The organism is Segatella copri DSM 18205 (genome assembly GCF_025151535.1).
Classification (GTDB): Bacteria; Bacteroidota; Bacteroidia; order Bacteroidales; family Bacteroidaceae; genus Prevotella; species Prevotella copri.
Genome location: NZ_CP102288.1, coordinates 3,157,734 through 3,176,731 on the forward strand (window position 1 = coordinate 3,157,734; position 18,998 = coordinate 3,176,731).

The following is an 18,998-nucleotide window of genomic DNA, read 5'->3' on the forward strand; positions in this document are numbered from 1 at the left end:
CATCTACTCTATTAAAAAGTATTAATATCTTTGATAGCTTGATTATTAGAAGGTTATAGACTTAATAAATCTAATATTTATCTACTCGTAACCTACACATGATGCCAATGTCTGAAAAATCTCCTTAACTTTGCAACCGCAATCGAATCGCATTCGGTAGCAAGTGAAATCATGTAAAACTAAGAATAAACAACTGTAAGATTATGAACTTAAGAATCCGTACATTTTCTATGGCTTTGGTAGCGATGTCTGCTGCAAGCCAAGTGTATGCACTTCCTTCCGACGAATCTGAAAACAAGGAGAAAAAGGAAGAGCGTAATGTGATGCTCAACGCATCTGATGCCAACAAGCCTCGTGAAATCCAGATAGGATTGCCAAGTGAGGATGTAACCGTATATGAGAACGGTCTTCCAGCCGTTTACTCTTCTTCCGTACACAGACTGTCTGCACATTGGCGTAGCGATGCCTCACTGAAAGGTACCGACTTGATGACTCCATCTGAGTCTGCCATTGCTACAGGTAATATTGCATACGCAGTTTCTTCTTTCAGCGAGTTGGGACAGAAAGAGTTCAAGGGCAAGCTCAACTATAAGGCAAACCATTTTGGTATGCAGAATGTAGACCTCAACCTGTCTGGTGGAATCGGTGACAATTGGCTTTATACTGCCAGTATGTATCAGAATTTCGATCCAGGTAGTTTCAAGCTTCGCTTTACTGATTATGCCGACCGTACCCAACTTTATCATTTCGGTATCACTCGCATCTTGAATGATGGAAAGGGACGTGTCTCCTTATTATATAAGTATTCCAACAGCAAGAACCCTGGCAATTTTGCCAATGCAGCCCCATTTATCTATTCTGGCGACGGTAGTATCAAGAAGATTGATGGCTTTGATCCGGGTATGGACTCATACGTGCAGCGTCAAGGTTCTTTCCAATACTTGAATACAAAGTCAGGAAAGATGGAGACATGGAATATGAGCGATGGCAGTGAGAATCATGCCAACGAAATTGCCCTCATCAGCCAGTATCAGTTTGATAATGGATGGTTGTGGAAATTCAACGCCAAGTATATGAATGCTCCACGTGCCAATTATGTAGATTACGGAGGAAGTACCATCTCTCAGGTGAGCGAGGCTGATGGCTATCAGCTTTCTGATGGGTCTGCCTACAGTGGCTATATAGAAGGCCGTCGCACCTGGTTGCATGTTGGTAAGGTGAGCAATGCGCTTTTGACTACCGAAATCTCTAAGCAGTTGAATAACCATAAGTTAATGATTGGTTTGAACGAGTGGTATTACCATCTCAATTACTATTCGTCTTCGTTCCAGTGGGCAGGCACCGTAGAAGCTTATCCACGCACATTGAGCCAGATATATGTCAATCCCCTTGATCCTACGCAGACAGCTCATCGTTCTGAAACTTTCGGTTATAATGAGTTGAGTCCAGAATACACCAAGGGTTCAGAGAACAAGTTGGCACTCTACTTTACCGACGAATGGAAGGTTAGTCCTAAGTTCAAGGTGTTCTATGGTGGTAGATTGGAGTACTACCGCATGTCTGCCGAGCAGATTTCTACTCCACGTTTCTCAGGATTCCACATGGGTAACTATAATACATACGCCACTGCTGCTGATGGTTCTGTTGTTGCTACCGAGCACAGCATCGAAGCAAAGAACGTAACCAAGGATAAATTGAATTATGCAGCCACCTTGCAGTTGACGTATAACCTTACCCGCCAGTTTGGTCTGACAGCCGATGCTACCATCGCCACCCGTTTCCCACGCATCAGCGAGTATGCAGGAACAGGACCTACCGAGGAGCAGTATAAGCGAGTAACCATTCCATTGATTCGTGGTGGTATTTTCTACAAGAACGATTGGATTGACCTCTCTTCAATGGTGACCTACATTTCAAAGTCGAACAATATCGACCAGCAGAATCTTACCAAGCCTGGCACTACAGAGGGCAAGACCGTGTTGCTCATCTATAACATCCAGACTTTGGGTTGGACAACCTCGGCAGAAATCAATCCGTTCAAGAACTTCCACATGCATGCACTCTTCACTTATCAGAAGCCGGTGTATAAGAACTATAATGCGAGCGTAACGTTCAGTGACGGTCAGTCTATGGGTGTGAATGCCAACAATATGATTGTCAAGGAGATTCCTCAGGTTCTTGTAGAGTTGGACCCTAAATACGACATCACCAAGAATCTGAATGCCTGGTTGAGCTTCCGTTACTTCGGTAAGACCTATGCCAACCTTCAGGAGGCACTCTACTTCAATGGTCACTGGGAGACTTTCGGCGGAATCAACTGGAATGTGAACAAGAAACTGAGCCTTGGCGTGAGTGTCATCAATATCTTCAACGAGAAGGGTGCCAAGGGTACCATTAGCGGCTCTGAGCTGATTACCAAGCAGGAAGCTGGCAAATATGACGGCAAGTACATGAGTGGTAGCTATCTCCGTCCGTTCACGGTGGAATTCTCTGCAGGAATCAAATTCTAAGATAATAACGAAAGAATTATAGCGTTTAATTATAACAAAGCAATCACGTAAAAACCAAAGAACGATGAAAAAGGTATTTATGATTATCGCAGCGATGTGCATGACATCTATCATGGCATCTGCTCAAAAGACCATCCGAGTGTCAACCGACAAGACCGACCTCGTGATGCAGGTTTCTCCTAAGGGTCGCCTCTACCAAGTGTATCTGGGTGACAAGTTGAAGAATCCTTCAGATTACAATCATCTGAAGTGGGATGTATATGCGGCTTCTGATGGTTCCGTCTGCCAGCGAGGTCATGAGGTTTATGCAACCTCTGGTGCTGAAGATTTCTTCGAGCCGGCAGTGGCAGTGACCCATGCAGATGGTAACATGACCACCTATTTGTATTATCAGTCTTCTGAAGAAAAGGCTATCAGTGGAGGTGTTGAGACCATCATCACGCTTAAGGACAAGGTGTATCCGCTGACCGTGAAGCTCCACTATGCAGCTTACCCTAAGGAGAACGTCATCAAGGCGTGGAGCGAAATTTCTCATAAGGAGAAAGCTCCGGTTACGCTTTGGAGATATAGCTCAACAATGCTTTATTTCAAGGCAAACAAGTATTTCGTTACCAATTATCATAGCGACTGGGCTAAGGAAGGACAGCCTGAAACTTGCCAGTTGACTGCTGGTAAGAAGATTGTTGATACCAAGTTGGGTACTCGTGCAGCCATGCAGGAGGAGCCGTTCTTTGAACTGGGATTCGATGAGCCTGCCAAGGAGAATGAGGGCAAGGTGATGCTTGGAACCATCGGATGGCCTGGGAACTTCCGATTTACCTTCGAGGTAGATAACGTGGGAGCTCTTCGGGTTATTCCTGCCATCAATCCATACGCCTCTAACTATAAGCTGAAGGCTGGTGAGACGTTCACTACCCCTGAGTTTATCTTTGCCATGAGCGATAATGGTATTGGTGAGGCTTCCCGTAATTTGCACAATTGGGCTCGCCAGTATCAGGTAAACATGGGTATGGAAGATCGCCTTACGCTCTTGAACAACTGGGAGAATACAGGCTTCGACTTCAACCAGCAGAGTCTTGCAGAGTTGATGAAGGATGCCAAGGACCTGGGTGTTGATATGTTTTTGCTTGATGATGGTTGGTTTGCCAACAAGTATCCTCGCAAGGACGACCATGCAGGTCTCGGCGACTGGGAGGCTACCAAGAGCAAACTGCCTGATGGAATATCTGGATTGGTAAGAGATGCCAAGAAGGCTGGTGTAAAGTTTGGTATTTGGATTGAGCCTGAGATGGTGAATCCTAAGAGCGAACTCTTTGAGAAGCATCCTGACTGGGTCATCATGCAGCCAAAGCGTGATACCTATTATTACCGCAACCAGCTGGTACTTGATATCAGTAATCCTAAGGTACAGGATTATGTGTTCGGCATCGTGGATCGTATCATGACGGAGAATCCGGATGTGGCTTACTTCAAGTGGGACTGCAACAGTGTGATTACCAATATCTATTCTCCATATCATAAGGAGAATCAGGGTAATTTCTATATCGATCATGTCCGTGGTATCTACAAGGTCCTTACCCGTATTCATAAGAAGTATCCTAAGTTGCCGATGATGCTCTGCTCTGGCGGTGGCGGCAGAATGGATTACGAGATGCTTAAGTATTTTACCGAGTTCTGGTGTTCAGACGATACGGATCCATACGAGCGCCTCTACATCCAGTGGAGTCTGTCAAAGTTCTTCCCAGCCAAGACCATGGGTTCGCATGTAACCAATTGGAACAAGAATACCAGTGTGAAGTTCCGCACCGATGTTTGCAGTTCATGTAAGTTGGGCTTTGATATCGACCTCAAGTCGCTTTCTGGTGATGAATACAAGTTTGTGCAGAATGCTGTCAAGAACTACGATAGCATGAAGCCGATGATTCTTGAGGGCGACCAGTATCGTCTGGTTTCTCCATACGAAGGCAACCACTGTGCCATTAACTATGTAAGTAAGGACAAGCAGCGTGCCGTTCTCTTTGCTTACGACTTGCATCCACGCTACAAGGAGCCTGTGATGAATGTGAAGATGCAGGGATTGGATGCCGATAAGGTTTATACCGTAAAGGAGACCAATCTGATGCCTGGAAAGGAATCTGATTTGGAGTGCAATGGCAAGCAGTACAGCGGTGACTATCTGATGAAGGTCGGCTTGAATGTATTCAGCCAGACCGATGGAACGAGCCACGTATTGGTATTAGAATAAAGTTTCTCTGTAAGCATCCTATAATAAAGAAGTTAATCAAGACTGGTTTAATCTTATGCATAAACCAGTCTTGATTTTATTTGTTACCTCAGTTCGGGATAACGAGCTCTATCTAAAGGCTTTATAATGTTTTTATATAAGGGACACAGAGGCTTGGCAACCATCTATATATCTTGGATGGTTGCTGAGACAAAATCCTCCTGTAAAATATGCAATGTTAGAAAAGACTCAGCTGTTTCGTATCTTCGATAACGTATCCAGTAAGTGCCTTGGGCTTGTTGTCAAAGAAACAGTATGCCCCTAATGCAGAAATAATATTTATGATGAAATTCGCAACAGACCTGTGACGTGAATGTACTATCTGAGCCGTATTTTTCAACAGGTCATTAATCGTTTCAATGATGTATCTTTTGCGTAGCATCATCTTGTCATAGAACGGCATTAGTTTGTTCTTCATGTTCACTCTCAGTCCTGTAACCAACTGGATGCCTTCCTCAAAAAGCGAATCGAAGAATTTTTGCGAGATATAGCCTTTATCTGCAAACAGCTTACCATACAGACGTTTAGCCAATACATCGAATACCGTTGGATCTTTGTCGCTAACGTTTGCACCAGTGAGAACAAAAGCAATTATCTCACCTCTATCATTACATCTGCCAAAAGCACGGAGATTCAGGAAGAACATGAGAGGGAAGAATACGCGATTTTCAAGTTCTACAAAACGGTTATAAGACACCGCATTTGGAAAATATGACTTCAAAGTTTCTCTAATAAAGAATAGGTAATAATGCTTGAAGTTTCGGAACGAGCCGAAATGGAAATACAGCAAAATCGTCATGATTTCACTATCAGATAAAGAGGCTTTACGTCGTCTGCGCTTTACTCTATCTTCACTCAAAAGCAATTTTCCTGCATTTTCAGCATCAAAAACTTTGTAAAATTCATCAATAATACAAAATAATTCTGTAACTTTGTCCTTGGTAATCTCCATAATGATATCTTTTTATGTTTGTAACTAATTGGATTTCAACTACAAAGATACAAAAAATATCGGAGATTACCAACTTTTTTAGGCACTATTTCTTATCCCGAACTGAGGTAAACAATACACCATGCCAAAAAGGTGGAACGTTGTCCCACTTTTTGGGCATGGTGCATTGTTATTGGCAAGGAATGCCCGTAATGTAGCCTTGTCTTTTGACATTAGTCGAAGAAGAAAAATCCATTTGACATTCGAAGACGATTGAAAGGATTGTTTGTGGCAATCTCTTTCAATGAAAAGTTGGGATCGAATACTTGACTTATCTTCAGCAAGTCTTTTATCGTCCTCGACTTTTGCGCCGTGGTAGAGTTGCTTGTGCCAAAATATTCACAGATGTCATTCGATGTCAAGCTTAGTCGGGAGTCCTTGCTGAATATGAAGTTGATGCTGCATATGGTGTAAACAGCTGCTGCTGCCCAAATCTCTAATCTTCCAGACTGGAGAGGATTGGTGCGTTTCCTTCCAAGTTTCTGTATCAGCTGGGTGCATAGTGTGGCACATTCCTCGTCCAACTTCTCGTTGCAGAAGTTCACAGCAAGTTCTGTTACCTTCACTTCTCTTTCTTTCAATTCTTTTTTGTCCATATTTTCTGATGCCTTTTATTTTTATTCAATAATCTTCACCTCGAATGGTTCATGCGTCTAAATATATTTATGTAATGCCTTCAAAGAAATACTTACTCCTTGAAATCCAAAGATGGCAAGTCTTCGTTGCCGTCAAACTTGTCGAAGTCGGAGCGGAAAAGGCGGTCTTGGATGATGCGGTATTTTTCAAACTCAGTCTCGGCATATTCCTTTGCATACTCTGCCGTCACCTCCCCAGCGTCTTTCAAGACGTCATCTCCACCAGCTTCTAAAACGATATCTATACGTTTCGCCCAATCCTCCATTGTCATGGGAATGTGACGGTCTGCCATGCGTTGGGCAAAATCCAAAATGGTGTTGACAAGTTTTCCCATATGTTATCGGTTGAGCAGTCAAACAATGTCGCCATTGCCTTCTGTGTAGCCCACACCGTCTCGTCTTTATACAATACCTGTACGCCTTGTTCCTTACCCTCTGCCACGAAGGTAAGAAACTCTGCAGTACTGTTACGTATTTCTTTTTTCTTTGCCATTGCTTGTGATTCTATTATTTTTCCATCGGTCTTGGAGCAAACTCTGTATGTAGGGTCTCCATCGGATGCTCTTTGAGGTCGATGAGGATGTTTGGGGTATTACCATTGGCAATGATCACCTTGATGCCGGCATTCGCTACATCCTGGGCGGTCTTCAATTTGGAAATCATGCCGCCTCTGCCGTGGCTACTCTTCTCATCGCTCACATATTCGCTCACATCTCGGTCGTAATATACCGAAGGGATGATGCGAGAGGTTGGGAGAGATGGGTCGCCATTGTAAATGCCATCCACATTGGAGAGCAAAACGAGGGCATCGGCATTCAGCATTCTTGCAATCAAGCCAGATAATTCATCGTTATCCGTAAACATTAGCTCGGTGAGGCATACGGTATCATTCTCGTTGACGATAGGGAGTACGCCATTCTCCAACATCAGTTCCATACAAGCCTTTTGGTTCTGATACTGTTCCTTGGCAAGGAAGTTCTCCTTCATGGTCAATACCTGTCCCACCTTGATGTTGTATTCTCTGAACAGGTCATAATACAATCTAATCAGCTTGCCTTGACCTACGGAAGAGAACAGCTGTCGCTGCTCTACACTGTCCAGCTGGTGGTCTACCTGCAATTCGCCCCTGCCTGCCATCACGGCACCAGAAGATACGAGTATCACCTCGTAGTCGTGCCTTCTCAACCAAGCCAGTTGGTCAACCAAAGCCGACATTCTAGTTACGTTCAAATGTCCATCCTCTCGGGTCAGCACGTTGCTGCCCACCTTTACTACTATTCGTCTCATAAATTCTTTTATGTTGACATACTGGGTGAGGGCAGGAAACAAAACCTGCCCTCCCAGCGCATTCTTCTTTATTTTTTGTTGTCTTTCTCTCTAATCTCTACTCTTCGAATCTTGCCGGAGATGGTCTTTGGCAATTCATCTACGAATTCGATGATGCGAGGATATTTATAAGGGGCAGTCTCATGCTTCACATGATCCTGCAGCTTCTTGACTAGGTCTGGACCTGCCATACTCTTGTATTCATCCTTCAGCACGACGGTAGCCTTGACTACCATACCGCGGATTGGGTCTGGCACACCGGTGATGGCGCACTCTACTACGGCAGGGTGAGTCATCAGGGCATTCTCTACCTCGAAAGGACCGATGCGGTAGCCCGAGCTCTTGATTACGTCATCGATTCTGCCCTCAAACCAGAAGTAGCCTTCCTCATCACGCCAGGCCATATCGCCCGTGTGATAGAAACCATCATGCCAAACCGATTTGGTCTGCTTCTCATCACGATAGTAATATTTGAAGAGGCCGATAGGCTTGTCGTCGCCGATGCGGATGCAAATCTCGCCCTTTTCACCATCTTCGCATTCCGTCATGTCTGGGCGAAGGATGTGAACATCATATTGTGGATTTGGCTTGCCCATGCTTCCTGGCTTTGGTTTGATCCAAGGGAAGGTTCCGAGTGTCATCGTGGTCTCAGTCTGTCCGAAGCCCTCGTAAATCTGAACACCAGTCAGCTTCTGGAAGGTCTCTGCCACGGATGGGTTCATTGCCTCACCCGCTGTGGTGCAGTATTCAAGACTGCTGAGGTCATACTTAGAGAAATCTTCCTGAATCATGAAGCGATAGATGGTAGGAGGGGCACAGAAAGAGGTGATGTGATACTTCTCAATCTGGCGCATGATCTTATCAGCCGTAAACTTCTCGTGATCGAAGACAAAGACGGTAGCTCCGGCAAACCATTGTCCGTAGAGTTTGCCCCATACAGCCTTGCCCCAACCGGTATCGGCTACGGTAAGATGGATGGAATTCTCGTGGAGATTGTGCCAATATACACCCGTGGTCAGATGACCGAGCGCATAGAGGTGATCGTGTGCCACCATCTTTGGCTCGCCTGTGGTTCCCGATGTAAAGTACATCAGCAGGGTATCTTCGTTAGAGCTTACATGCTCCGGACGAACGAAAGGAGCACATTCGTTCCATTCCTTCATCCAGTCGTGGAAACCTTCAGGGATATCCGGACCGATACTAATCAATGTCTTGACAGTCGGACTCTCTGGCATTGCCTGATTAACCTGCTCTACCACGTAATCATCGCCGCAGCAGATAATCGCCTTCACGCTTGCTGCATTGTTGCGGTAAACGATGTCGTGCTTGGTAAGCATGTGGGTAGCAGGGATGGCTACGGCACCCAACTTGTGGAGACCGAGCATGGCAAGCCACCACTGATAGTGACGCTTCAGAATGAGCATCACTTTATCATCGTGACCGATGCCGAGACTCTGGAAGTAAGCAGCAGCCTTGTCGCTCTGCTCCTTCAGGTCCTTGTATGTAAAATGGATTTCTTCTCCACGTTCACTTGCCCAAAGCAGCGCCACGTGGTCTGGTTTGATCTTTGCCCATTCGTCCATCACGTCGTAGGCAAAGTTGAAATCTTCTGGTATGATAAACTCCAGATGCTCCTTGAAGTCTTGCTCTGAAGTAAATTTTGTCTGTTTTAGAAATCTCTCGATCATAGTTACTCTTCTAGATTATTATACAAAGGAACTTGGCTGGCTCATTGTTGAGTGAGCGGAAACAATGCGACTTTCTACTGTCGAAGTAGATGCTGTCGCCTGGATTCAGCACCATCACCTTTTCTTCGATGGTTACTTCGAGCTGTCCCTCAATCACATAATCATATTCCTGTCCGTCGTGTCCGTTCTTGTTTGGTTTCTTGTCGCCTGGCAACGGATCCACCTGTACCATGAACGGATTCACCTTTCTATCCTTGAATCCTACGGCAAGGCTCTGGTATTTATACTGGTTGTTGCGGTCTATCTCCGGTCCCTGTCCCTTGCGGGTAACGTAGTATCCCTTCATGCGAGGTTCCTCTCCGAAGAGCAATACGTCAAGGTCGATGCCGTATCGCTTAGAGATTTTTGACAGGCGATAAACAGAAGGATCCGCCTCACCGGATTCTATCTTGAGGTAATGATCAAGACTGATTTCGCACAGTTCTGCAATTTCCTCGGCAGGAATATTGAGAACCTCGCGGAGACCTTTCAGCCTTTCACCGATTTGTTTGATTGCTTCATCCATAAAATATTCTTTTTATTGTTTGCTTTGATAATACATTGAACAGTTGCTGATGGGCAATTTCGAAATGTAAGCACAAAGATACGAAAAATATTTAAAACGGCTCAAAAAACTTACGTTTTTATAACTCTTTGTGCTTATAAAAACGAAAATGCTGCACAAATAAAGTAATCTGTGCAGCATTCATTGTATCATTTTCTTATTTCTTTCCTGCCAATAAACCATTGATGACTGCGCTGGTAAAGCCGCCTTGTTCCATGGTATTCAAGCCCTTGATGGTGCAGCCGCCAGGAGTTGTTACTTTATCAATGGCAGCCTCTGGGTGTTCGCCTGTTTCCTGAAGCAGTTCTACGGCACCCTTGATGGTCTGCAAGACAATCTTCTGGGCATCCTTTGCCTTGAACCCCATCTCTACGCCGCCTTCTACATTGGCTCTTACATAGCGCATGGCGTAAGCAATGGCACACGACATGGCGGTAGCTGCTGGGAAGAGACGCTCTTCCATGATGAGGCTTTCGCCCAATTCATCGAAGATTTCTGTAATCTGCTGGATTTCTGTAGCAGATGCATCTACAGGAGTGATGAAGGTCATCGACTGTTTATAGGCGATGGCGATGTTTGGCATCACGAGGAAGAAGGTTGGGGTGATGCCATCCTTGTCCAGCCACTCCTTGATGTTGGCTGATGGCACACCGGCTGCTACCACTACGAGTTTCTGACTCTTGTAGTTGAGTGCATCCTTGATTCCCTTTAATGTCTTCTCCACGCACCATGGTTTTACTACCACGCAAATGATGTCTGCGCCATGGCAAGCCAACTGGTTGTCGAGAGTTACGCTGGCTCCTTCGCTTGCGAAGTGATCCAATACTGGTTGGTTATGGTCAGATACCGTAATATCTGATGGAGTGAACTTCTCGCTCTGCAAGAGTCCTTCAGCCATGGCACCGCCCATAGCACCTGCTCCGATAATTGTTATTTTCATTGTCGTCTTATAGTTAAAATGCAATTACGGTGCAAAGATACTACTTTTATCAGAAAAAAGAGCAGTTTATAGATGATTTTTTAAGAAAGTGCGCTTGTTTACTGACGATTTTTTAAGAAATTCGCTAGTTTACTCCCATTCTGGAAGTATCTACGTCCTTGGTTCTCTTCTCCTTGTACTTGCCTATCTTATAGATGATGGAGATGGATGCTGATGCCCAATCTTGCTTGATGTTCATGTGATAGTCTTGATTGCCTTGTACTGATTTTGTAGAGAATCCCTCGTTGAAGATGTTGCTGCCTTTAACCACAATGCTCCATTTATCATTATCGGAAGCCCATCTCAACATAGCAATCAAGAGAAAGACTGATTTGATGTCATAGAGTCCTTGAATGGCTTTCGACTGATAGAATGGGTTAAGTATGAAATGGATGTGATGGCTTCGGCTAAGCTGGGCGGATAGATTTCCGGCAAGAATGGCAGAGATATGTTTGCGATTGAAGGGTAAGTCAAAGAAATCGTTACTCTTGTCATGTCTGTAGATTCCTGTTGCCGAAACACTTCCGTTCATCCAATTGCCTATACCGAAAGTCGTCGATGCTCTAATGCCTATAGTATGATTATAGTCGAAATTGGTCTCCTTCATAATGACTGCCATGTGGTCGGTAGTCTGATAAGGCAACTGCACAGAATAGTTGGGCTGGAACTCTGCAAATGCCATCAATGTATGGCGACTTTTGATAGTCCACGTCAGGTTGGTCTCGTATGTAGAGTAAGGCTTGAGAAGAGGATTCCCCCATATCTCCATATAGGTAGAGGCATAGTAAATGCTGCCCATGGTTGACCAATAGCTAGGAAACTGTGAGCTGGAACTGAAGGATAAGTTGAGTATGTTGCCAGGATTGGCTTTCCACGATGCATTAAGTGTGGGATAAATATGCCATTTGTTCCATTGTGGAGAATGGTACTGCTCCGCTTCGACAGAGGCTTCCAAGCTGATTCGCTCGTTTATCTGTTTGCTTATGCCGCCATAGAAACTCAAGATTCTTTCTTCGATATTCACCTGGCTGGTTGCATCAGGAATGTCTGCTCCATCCTTGTTGGTCGTGGCTTGGTAGCTTCTGTTGTTGCTGTTTTGGAATTTCATACCATACGACAGTTCCCAACCCTGTTTCAATGAGTGGGATTGGTCTGCTGTGAAAAGCCATTTGTCTATTACTTGCTTGCTGTTTGTGTATAGAATACGCTCTTCGTCAAGCATCGTTCCTGCTAGATATTGCTGGCTGGGGTTTTGGTAGTTGAGATAGGATATGCCTATTTGTAGTCCAAAGGGCAGGTTGTAGCTGACATCTACATTGTGCAGGTAGGTATGCTCATTGCCCTGTTGCTGGGATGTGCCTGTTCCCATCGTTTCATGATGAGGATGGCTGCTGTCCCATTTTCCTGTATATGCCAGGGATAGCTGGTGGTTATCAGCAAATGCATAACTCAGTCCCAAGCGATAGTTGTGAGTCAATCCTGGGGTTTTCTGTGAGGTCTTGTCATGATACGCTACTCGCTTTCCTTGAAGGGGATGATTGGCATTGGTAGTAGTTTCACCGTATGATGTTCCATCTGTAAATGAATACATGGCATCCAGTCCGAATTTTCCTTTTTGGAACAGCAGGTTGCCTTTGCCTTCCCCTTCTCCGTATTTGCTTTGGTTCCAGATGCTTTGTATTTGTCCTGAAAGCTGGTTCTTTCCTACATAGTCTTTGGTAATCAGGTTGATGACCATTCCACGAACATGTAGGCGTGCTGGCGCTGCCAGCATCACTTCGGCTTTGGCTAATTGTGATGCGGGCATGGCTTTTAATCGCTCTGCCAGTTGTGCATAATTGAGCGTGGTTGGTTTACCGTTGATGATGAGAGTCAGTTCCTTTCCTGCATAATTGATGTTGCCGTTTAGTTCGTTTACTCCTGGTATTCGGGTAAGGGCATCATAAGCGTTGTCTGCCGGCATTTTCTCTATGAGCAGTGGCATGTTGTACACCAATTGTCCTCTTTCTGCCTTGACGATAGGACGTGTCGCCTTGACGAAAACCTCTGGCAGGTTTTGCATCATCATCAGGGTGGTAAGCGTGTCTTTTACCTCTTCGTTTTGAGCGCAAAGGGGCTGGCTCAGCAATAATGCTGAACCTAAGATAAAATTTATTTTCATGTGTTTATGTTTGTTTGATGGTTATTGCTTGAGTTGCTCTTTGGCTTTGGATATGAGTTGTGCTGCCTCTTTTTTATCTTCTAGTCTGTTTGCATTTGCTAAGAACATCTGGAGATGCTGTTTCGCTTTCAGCTTGTTCTTGGAAGCGATGAACATTTGGGCGGCATTGTAATAGTTGAGCGGGTCGTCTTCTTCATCGTAAAGGATGCATAACTCAAAGTCACGTGCTGCGTCTGCATATCGGCTGTGTTGAAAATGTAGGTCGGCTAGCCATTTATAGGTTCGCAATGCTCTATCTTTTGGCAAGGAAACCTCTAACGACTGGTTGAAATGAGCCATAGACAATGAATCCATGCAGAAGGATTTCTCTATCAAAGCCAAGTGGAAAAGGCAAGTGGCATTGTCGTTTTTGAACTGAACTGCTTTCTGGTAATGTTTCAGCGCCTTTTCATTGTCCGGCTGGTCCTCATAACAGAGACCAAGGATGAAATTGGATTCGAAATTATCAAATCCTTGTGCTATCAGTTTCTCATACAAGGGTATAGCCTCATCGTATTTGAATTGCATGAATAGGGAATAGGCATATTCCTTGTTGACATATAAGTTCGTGGAATCACATTGAGAAATGTAATTCTTCGCCACTTTTTCTGCTCTGTCTGGTTTGTTCACTCCATTGTAATGCACTGCAAGCGAAGCGATAATTTCACTGTCGTATGGGAATAAGAATGCGATGCGCTCGCCCCAAAGAGAAACCTTGTCATTGTTGTTCTGATTGAGATACGCATAATAGAACATTCGCATGTCTTCGTGGTTGATGCTATCTGATGGAATCTTGTCTAGGCAAGAAATGCAGGCGGTGTAGTTGCCTACTTTCCGATAGCAGGAAGCCAGTTTCCTGCGTGCTCCCAGGTGAGATGGATTTGCTTCCAGATACTTTTGGTAGTATTGGGTTGCATGAAATACATCATATCTACTCAAACAGCTGTCTCCTTGTTGAAGTAGATTAGCTGTGGTCTCGTTGGCCTTGGCATTCATTGCCATACATAGCCATAATATAAGGATCAATCTAAACTGTTTCATCGTTTTTGCTGATTATTTCTTTCTTACTTCGGGAGTGAAAACGACAGGCAAGGTAAACTCCATGTTTACTTCCTCGCCATCGGAGAGTCGGGCAGGCTTCCAATGAGGGCTTCTCTTGAGAAGTTCAATCACAGTCTGCTCGTAGGCTTTTTCTTTGGGAGCTTCGAGAACTTTAAACAATCCCAATGTTCCATCCTTTTGAACGGTGAAGTTGATGACGACTCGCGCAGGTTTGTCTTCCAATCCTTTAGGATATTGGATGTTTGTCATCACCCATCTTAGGAAATCGTTGATGTCGCCATTGCCGTTGAAGATTGGCATCTGACCACCTTCCGGTAAAACAGCTATCGTCTTTAACACATGAGGTTGTGATACGCTTTGCGGTTTGAACATAAGGACGATGGTTATACCTATTATTGCTATCACGCAAGCGGCTATCCCAAATACCTTTTTATATATATGAGATTTTGTGTATCTTGTTTCCTGTGCTTTGCCCAGGAAATAAGTTTCTTCCAGATTGTTTTTTTCTTTCATACCTTTTACGATTTTATGGAGTTGTCTAAAAGTGCTTTTAATTGTTTGAGTGGTTCCTTGCTGACGTGCAGAGTGAATTTCTCGCAAAACCGTTCGTTGTACAAAACTAGTTCTGAAGTGTTGAGGTTGATGCTGAAAATGTGCTGGCTATTAATAATGTAGTTTCTGCCAACACGAGCGAAGAAGTGTGCCGTTTTGGCAAGTTGCTCTACTATTTTCTTCTCAAAGACCACAAGGTTGAACGAGAAGGTGTATTCATCGCCGTTGGTGAGTCGGAGATTGCAATAGCTTCCTTCCGAACAGACGTATGCTATCTGTTCGGAAGCCACTCTGAGCAAGAAGTTGGCATTTGATATGATGAGATATTCTTCCATACTGATAAGTTTGGTGCAAAGGTAAGCAAAATATTTAAAAAGTATGGCTGGAGGTAGCGTGTTTTTTGTGAACCAGTGGATTTGTTTTGTGGAGAATATGAAGTCAAACTCTAGATATGACTATCTGTTTAAGGTGGTCAACTAAAATCGTTAAACCACAGTTAGTAATCTAGCGAGGAAAAAACAAAAAAGCAGCAAACCGCAAAGGGCTTGCTGCTCACGATAGGAGTGTTTCCTATTTCTTTTATGGGTTGTATATATGACTGAAGAGCTGTTGAATTGGCTTTCCCTTTGGCCGCCGAACTTTGTTTCTTCACTCTTCACTCTTCGTTCTTCACTTTCTATACTTCCTTCAATATGGTTTCCAATCTTCCGATGAAGTCATCCACATTCTCCTTGGTCAATACCAATGGAGGGAGGATGCGGAGGATGTTGGTGCCGGCGCAACCGGTGAAGCAGTGCTGCTCGTGGATGAGCTTGCTGCGAACTTCCTTGTGAGGAATATCGAGTACGGCTCCTACCATCAAACCACGGCCACGAACTTCTGTGATGTGGCTGTTGTGCTTCTGCAACTCCTTCAGCTGGGCAATGAGATATTCACCAACCTCATGTGCATTCTGTACCAGGTTCTCCTTCTCAAATACATCGAGAACGGCGAGAGCGGCTGTACATGCCAGGTGGTTGCCACCGAAGGTAGTACCCAGCTGACCATATACAGGAGTAAACTCTGGAGAAATCAACACGCCACCCATAGGGAAACCATTGCCGATACCCTTGGCTACGGTGATGAGATCTGGCTTGATGCCCAACCACTGGTGAGCAAAGAACTTACCGCTTCTGCCGTAACCGCACTGGATTTCATCGCAAATCAGGAAAGTGCCGTATTTCTTGCAGGCTGCCTGCAAACCCTGAGCAAACTCAGGAGTTACCATGTTGCAACCACCTACGCCCTGAATCGCCTCGATGATGCAGGCGCAGACATCGCCCTTGGCAAGTTCCTTCTCCCAAGCCTCCAAATCGTTGATAGGAAGATAGGTTACGTGACCATTGTCATTGATAGGAGCGATGATCTTTGGATTATTTGTTACCTCTACGGCAAGGGATGTTCTGCCGTGGAATGCCTTTTCTAAAGATAGCACGCGGGTTCTGCCGTTGGTAAAAGAAGCCAGCTTCAAGGCATTCTCGTTTGCCTCGGCACCTGAGTTGATGAGGAAGAACTGATAATCCTCATAACCGCTAGCCTTGCCCAGACGCTCTGCGAGTTTCACCTGCAACTTGTTAATGACAGAGTTGGAGTAGAACCCCAGGTTGTTCAACTGGTTGGTGAGCATCGCCACATAGTGAGGATGGCAATGACCGATGCTGATAACGGCATGACCGCCATAGAGGTCTAGGTATTCCTGACCCTTGTCGTCCCATACCTTGCAGCCCTGTCCTTTTACAATATTAATATCGAAAAGAGGATATACGTCGTAAAGTTTCATGTTAAATCGATGTTTTAAGAAAGACAACTCATAGAGTTATCTTATTACAAACTATTTTTTTTGATAGAAGAACGAATGAATATTCATCCGTTCTTCCGAATTCTTTTATTTAAAAAGCTGATGGCTTGAGTTTCAAACCTGCTGTCTGGTCGATACCAAACATGATGTTCATGTTCTGAACAGCCTGACCTACGGCACCCTTCAGAAGATTGTCGATGCAGGAAGTAATCAAGAGCTTATCGCCATATTTATCCACATGAACCAGGCACTTGTTGGTATTCACCACCTGCTTCAGGTCGATTGCCTTATCCACATAGTGGGTGAACTTGGCATCCTTGTAGAACTCCTTGTAACCTGCCACGATTTCCTCGATAGGCTTGTCGGTCTTCACAACTTCTGTAGCGAAGATACCGCGGGCGAAGTCGCCACGGTAAGGGATGAAGTCGATGGCTGCATCGAGATAACCCTGTGTCTGCTTCAGACTCTCACGAATCTCTGGCACGTGCTGATGGTTGAATGCCTTGTAGATGCTCATGTTGTTGTTGCGCCATGAGAAATGGGTAGTGGCACCTGGCTTCTGACCAGCGCCGGTGCTACCGGTAATGGCGTTGACAGATACATCGCTGTTGATGAGGCCCATCTTAGCAGCAGGCAACAAACCAAGTTGAATGCAGGTTGCAAAACAACCTGGGTTTGCCACGTGCTGAGCTACGGCTATTTTTGATTCATTTATTTCTGGAAGACCATATACAAAATCGTGAGCGGCTGGGGTTGGCTGCTGGGTAGCAACCACAGTCTCTGGGGCAAGACGGAAGTCCTGTGCCAGGTCGATAATCTTCACGTTCTCCGGAACATTGTGCTCCTTCAGGAACGCCTCGCTCTTGCCATGACCGAAGCAGAAGAAGATAACATCCACCTGGTCGAAAGGCATCTCGGCGGTAAACTTCAAGTCAGTCTCGCCATACAATCCCTCGTGAACCTCAGCCACCAGGTTGCCGGCGTTGCTCTCGCTATTGGCGAATACAATCTCTGCCTCAGGATGGTTGATAAGGAGGCGAATCAGCTCACCTCCCGTATAACCAGCTGCTCCTAAAATACCTACTTTTACCATATTATCTTTCCTCGTTAGGGTGCATACCATAATAAACACGGAGTGGGGTAGAGCTTACCTTGATGAAGCCCTTCGCATCCTCGGCTGTCCAACCGTGCTGCATCTCGCCATACTCACCGAGCTTAGACTTGGTCAAATCGTCTGGTGAATCGACACCAACAGTCTGGAAGCTAAATGGACGAAGCTTCAGAATAGCAGTACCGTTTACGTTACGCTGAGAAGATGTCAGCATTGCTTCGATATCCGGCATTACTGGCTCCAGGTACTGGCTCTCGTGGAGGAACATTCCGTACCAGTTGCCTACCTGATCCTTCCAATACTGCTGCCACTTGCTCAATGTGCTCTTCTCCAACAGGCGGTGAGCCTCGATGATGAGCTTAGGAGCTGCAGCCTCGAAAGCTACACGACCCTTGATGCCGATGATGGTATCACCCACGTTGCAGTCGCGACCGATGGCATAAGAAGCACCAATCTCCTCAATCTTCTGGATGGCAGCAATCTTATCATCAAACTTCTCGCCGTTGACAGCCACGATCTCACCCTTCTCGAAGGTAATCTTCAGTTCGGCCTCTTCTTCCTTGGCAGTAACGTGCTTCAGATAAGCCTCCTCAGGGAGACCCTGGGTTGGGTCGAGAATCTCACCACCACAGATACTGGTTCCCCAGATACCTACGTTATATGAATACTTCAACTTGGTGAAGTCTGCAAAGAAGCCGTGCTCGTTCAGATAATCAACCTCCTCCTTACGAGAAAGCGCCTTATCACGAGTCAATGTGATGATCTCTACACCAGGAGCCATTACCAGGAAGGTCATGTCGAAACGGATCTGGTCGTTGCCGGCACCTGTACTTCCGTGAGCGATGGCGTCAGCACCAATCTCCTTGGCGTAACGAGCGATTGCGATAGCCTGGAAGATACGCTCAGAAGATACTGAAATAGGGTAGCAGTTGTTGCGGAGCACATTACCGAAAATCATGTATTTCAATGATTTCTCATAATATTCGTGGGTAACATCGAGAGTGACGTATGCCTTGGCGCCCAACTTATATGCGTTCTCTTCGTTGGTCTTCAACTGCTCGGAAGAGAAACCACCTGTGTTAGCGCATGCTGCATAAACATCCCAGCCATCCTGGGTCAACTTCATTACTGTGTATGATGTATCGAGACCGCCACTGAAAGCGACTACAACTTTTTTATTTGCCATTTTATTTTATGTTTAATATGTGGTGAATAATGT

General features: G+C 45.1%; 15 protein-coding genes and 2 pseudogenes. 2 read left to right on the top strand and 15 right to left on the bottom strand.

Annotated elements, in window-relative coordinates:
* Positions 1-230: 230 nt before the first annotated feature.
* Both NQ544_RS13195 and NQ544_RS13200 read left to right on the top strand, forming a co-directional pair.
* Positions 231-2,510 (top strand): TonB-dependent receptor, encoded by a 2,280-nt coding sequence (locus NQ544_RS13195; RefSeq protein ID WP_006847551.1) that lies wholly within the window; start codon positions 231-233, stop codon positions 2,508-2,510.
* Between the two features lie 64 nt (positions 2,511-2,574).
* Positions 2,575-4,755: an alpha-galactosidase gene (locus NQ544_RS13200; RefSeq protein WP_006847550.1), complete on the top strand. Its 2,181-nt coding sequence runs from the start codon at positions 2,575-2,577 to the stop codon at positions 4,753-4,755.
* Between the two features lie 217 nt (positions 4,756-4,972).
* Here the strand turns inward: NQ544_RS13200 and NQ544_RS13205 are convergent, their stop codons facing one another.
* The 15 genes and pseudogenes from NQ544_RS13205 to NQ544_RS13270 all read right to left on the bottom strand — a co-directional run bounded on the left by NQ544_RS13205 (position 4,973) and on the right by NQ544_RS13270 (position 18,965).
* Positions 4,973-5,746, bottom strand: a complete 774-nt coding sequence (locus NQ544_RS13205; protein ID WP_006847549.1) for a transposase — start codon at positions 5,744-5,746, stop codon at positions 4,973-4,975.
* Positions 5,747-5,958: 212 nt separating this feature from the next.
* Positions 5,959-6,381: a DUF6398 domain-containing protein gene (locus NQ544_RS13210; RefSeq protein WP_006847547.1), complete on the bottom strand. Its 423-nt coding sequence runs from the start codon at positions 6,379-6,381 to the stop codon at positions 5,959-5,961.
* Positions 6,382-6,473: 92 nt separating this feature from the next.
* A pseudogene (rhuM, locus tag NQ544_RS14040) lies at positions 6,474-6,755 on the bottom strand (RhuM family protein); the annotation flags it as partial.
* A complete protein-coding gene (locus NQ544_RS14045; protein WP_006847545.1) occupies positions 6,689-6,913 on the bottom strand; it encodes a virulence RhuM family protein in 225 nt (74 codons plus the stop codon). The gene NQ544_RS14045 and the pseudogene rhuM, both read right to left, overlap by 67 nt.
* Before the next feature lie 26 nt (positions 6,914-6,939).
* Positions 6,940-7,707 (bottom strand): annotated as a pseudogene (gene proB, locus NQ544_RS13220) (glutamate 5-kinase); the annotation flags it as partial.
* Positions 7,708-7,775: 68 nt separating this feature from the next.
* Positions 7,776-9,434, bottom strand: a complete 1,659-nt coding sequence (locus tag NQ544_RS13225; RefSeq protein WP_006847543.1) for an AMP-binding protein — start codon at positions 9,432-9,434, stop codon at positions 7,776-7,778.
* Positions 9,435-9,444: 10 nt separating this feature from the next.
* Positions 9,445-9,999 (bottom strand): helix-turn-helix domain-containing protein, encoded by a 555-nt coding sequence (locus NQ544_RS13230; RefSeq protein ID WP_006847542.1) that lies wholly within the window; start codon positions 9,997-9,999, stop codon positions 9,445-9,447.
* Between the two features lie 196 nt (positions 10,000-10,195).
* On the bottom strand, positions 10,196-10,978 hold the full coding sequence (locus NQ544_RS13235) for a pyrroline-5-carboxylate reductase family protein (RefSeq protein WP_006847541.1): 783 nt from the start codon (positions 10,976-10,978) through the stop codon (positions 10,196-10,198).
* 124 nt (positions 10,979-11,102) lie between these two features.
* Positions 11,103-13,178, bottom strand: coding sequence for an outer membrane beta-barrel protein (locus NQ544_RS13240; protein ID WP_006847540.1), 2,076 nt, complete (start codon positions 13,176-13,178; stop codon positions 11,103-11,105).
* 21 nt (positions 13,179-13,199) lie between these two features.
* Positions 13,200-14,258, bottom strand: a complete 1,059-nt coding sequence (locus NQ544_RS13245; protein WP_006847539.1) for a tetratricopeptide repeat protein — start codon at positions 14,256-14,258, stop codon at positions 13,200-13,202.
* Positions 14,259-14,270: 12 nt separating this feature from the next.
* Positions 14,271-14,792 carry an energy transducer TonB gene (locus tag NQ544_RS13250; RefSeq protein WP_006847538.1) on the bottom strand — a complete coding sequence of 174 codons (522 nt, stop codon included), beginning with the start codon at positions 14,790-14,792 and terminating at the stop codon, positions 14,271-14,273.
* Between the two features lie 5 nt (positions 14,793-14,797).
* Positions 14,798-15,166, bottom strand: a complete 369-nt coding sequence (locus NQ544_RS13255; protein WP_006847537.1) for a LytTR family DNA-binding domain-containing protein — start codon at positions 15,164-15,166, stop codon at positions 14,798-14,800.
* A gap of 341 nt (positions 15,167-15,507) precedes the next feature.
* Positions 15,508-16,650, bottom strand: a complete 1,143-nt coding sequence (locus NQ544_RS13260) for an aspartate aminotransferase family protein (protein WP_006847535.1) — start codon at positions 16,648-16,650, stop codon at positions 15,508-15,510.
* 109 nt (positions 16,651-16,759) lie between these two features.
* The gene (argC, locus tag NQ544_RS13265; protein WP_006847534.1) at positions 16,760-17,761 is read right to left on the bottom strand and encodes an N-acetyl-gamma-glutamyl-phosphate reductase; all 1,002 of its coding nucleotides are present in this window, start codon (positions 17,759-17,761) and stop codon (positions 16,760-16,762) included.
* Position 17,762: 1 nt separating this feature from the next.
* A complete protein-coding gene (locus tag NQ544_RS13270) occupies positions 17,763-18,965 on the bottom strand; it encodes an argininosuccinate synthase (protein ID WP_006847533.1) in 1,203 nt (400 codons plus the stop codon).
* Positions 18,966-18,998 lie beyond the last annotated feature (33 nt).

Bases quoted from the DNA above. Each gene is read 5' to 3' on its own strand.
- NQ544_RS13205 (WP_006847549.1), bottom strand. From the start codon at position 5,746: ATGGAGATTACCAAGGACAAAGTTACAGAATTATTTTGTATTATTGAT.
- argC (WP_006847534.1), bottom strand. From the start codon at position 17,761: ATGGTAAAAGTAGGTATTTTAGGAGCAGCTGGTTATACGGGAGGTGAG.
- NQ544_RS13245 (WP_006847539.1), bottom strand. From the start codon at position 14,258: ATGAAACAGTTTAGATTGATCCTTATATTATGGCTATGTATGGCAATG.
- NQ544_RS14045 (WP_006847545.1), bottom strand. From the start codon at position 6,913: ATGGCAAAGAAAAAAGAAATACGTAACAGTACTGCAGAGTTTCTTACC.
- NQ544_RS13270 (WP_006847533.1), bottom strand. From the start codon at position 18,965: ATGGCAAATAAAAAAGTTGTAGTCGCTTTCAGTGGCGGTCTCGATACA.
- NQ544_RS13260 (WP_006847535.1), bottom strand. From the start codon at position 16,650: ATGAAACTTTACGACGTATATCCTCTTTTCGATATTAATATTGTAAAA.
- NQ544_RS13210 (WP_006847547.1), bottom strand. From the start codon at position 6,381: ATGGACAAAAAAGAATTGAAAGAAAGAGAAGTGAAGGTAACAGAACTT.
- NQ544_RS13250 (WP_006847538.1), bottom strand. From the start codon at position 14,792: ATGAAAGAAAAAAACAATCTGGAAGAAACTTATTTCCTGGGCAAAGCA.
- NQ544_RS13230 (WP_006847542.1), bottom strand. From the start codon at position 9,999: ATGGATGAAGCAATCAAACAAATCGGTGAAAGGCTGAAAGGTCTCCGC.
- NQ544_RS13200 (WP_006847550.1), top strand. From the start codon at position 2,575: ATGAAAAAGGTATTTATGATTATCGCAGCGATGTGCATGACATCTATC.
- NQ544_RS13235 (WP_006847541.1), bottom strand. From the start codon at position 10,978: ATGAAAATAACAATTATCGGAGCAGGTGCTATGGGCGGTGCCATGGCT.
- NQ544_RS13225 (WP_006847543.1), bottom strand. From the start codon at position 9,434: ATGATCGAGAGATTTCTAAAACAGACAAAATTTACTTCAGAGCAAGAC.
- NQ544_RS13255 (WP_006847537.1), bottom strand. From the start codon at position 15,166: ATGGAAGAATATCTCATCATATCAAATGCCAACTTCTTGCTCAGAGTG.
- NQ544_RS13240 (WP_006847540.1), bottom strand. From the start codon at position 13,178: ATGAAAATAAATTTTATCTTAGGTTCAGCATTATTGCTGAGCCAGCCC.
- NQ544_RS13195 (WP_006847551.1), top strand. From the start codon at position 231: ATGGCTTTGGTAGCGATGTCTGCTGCAAGCCAAGTGTATGCACTTCCT.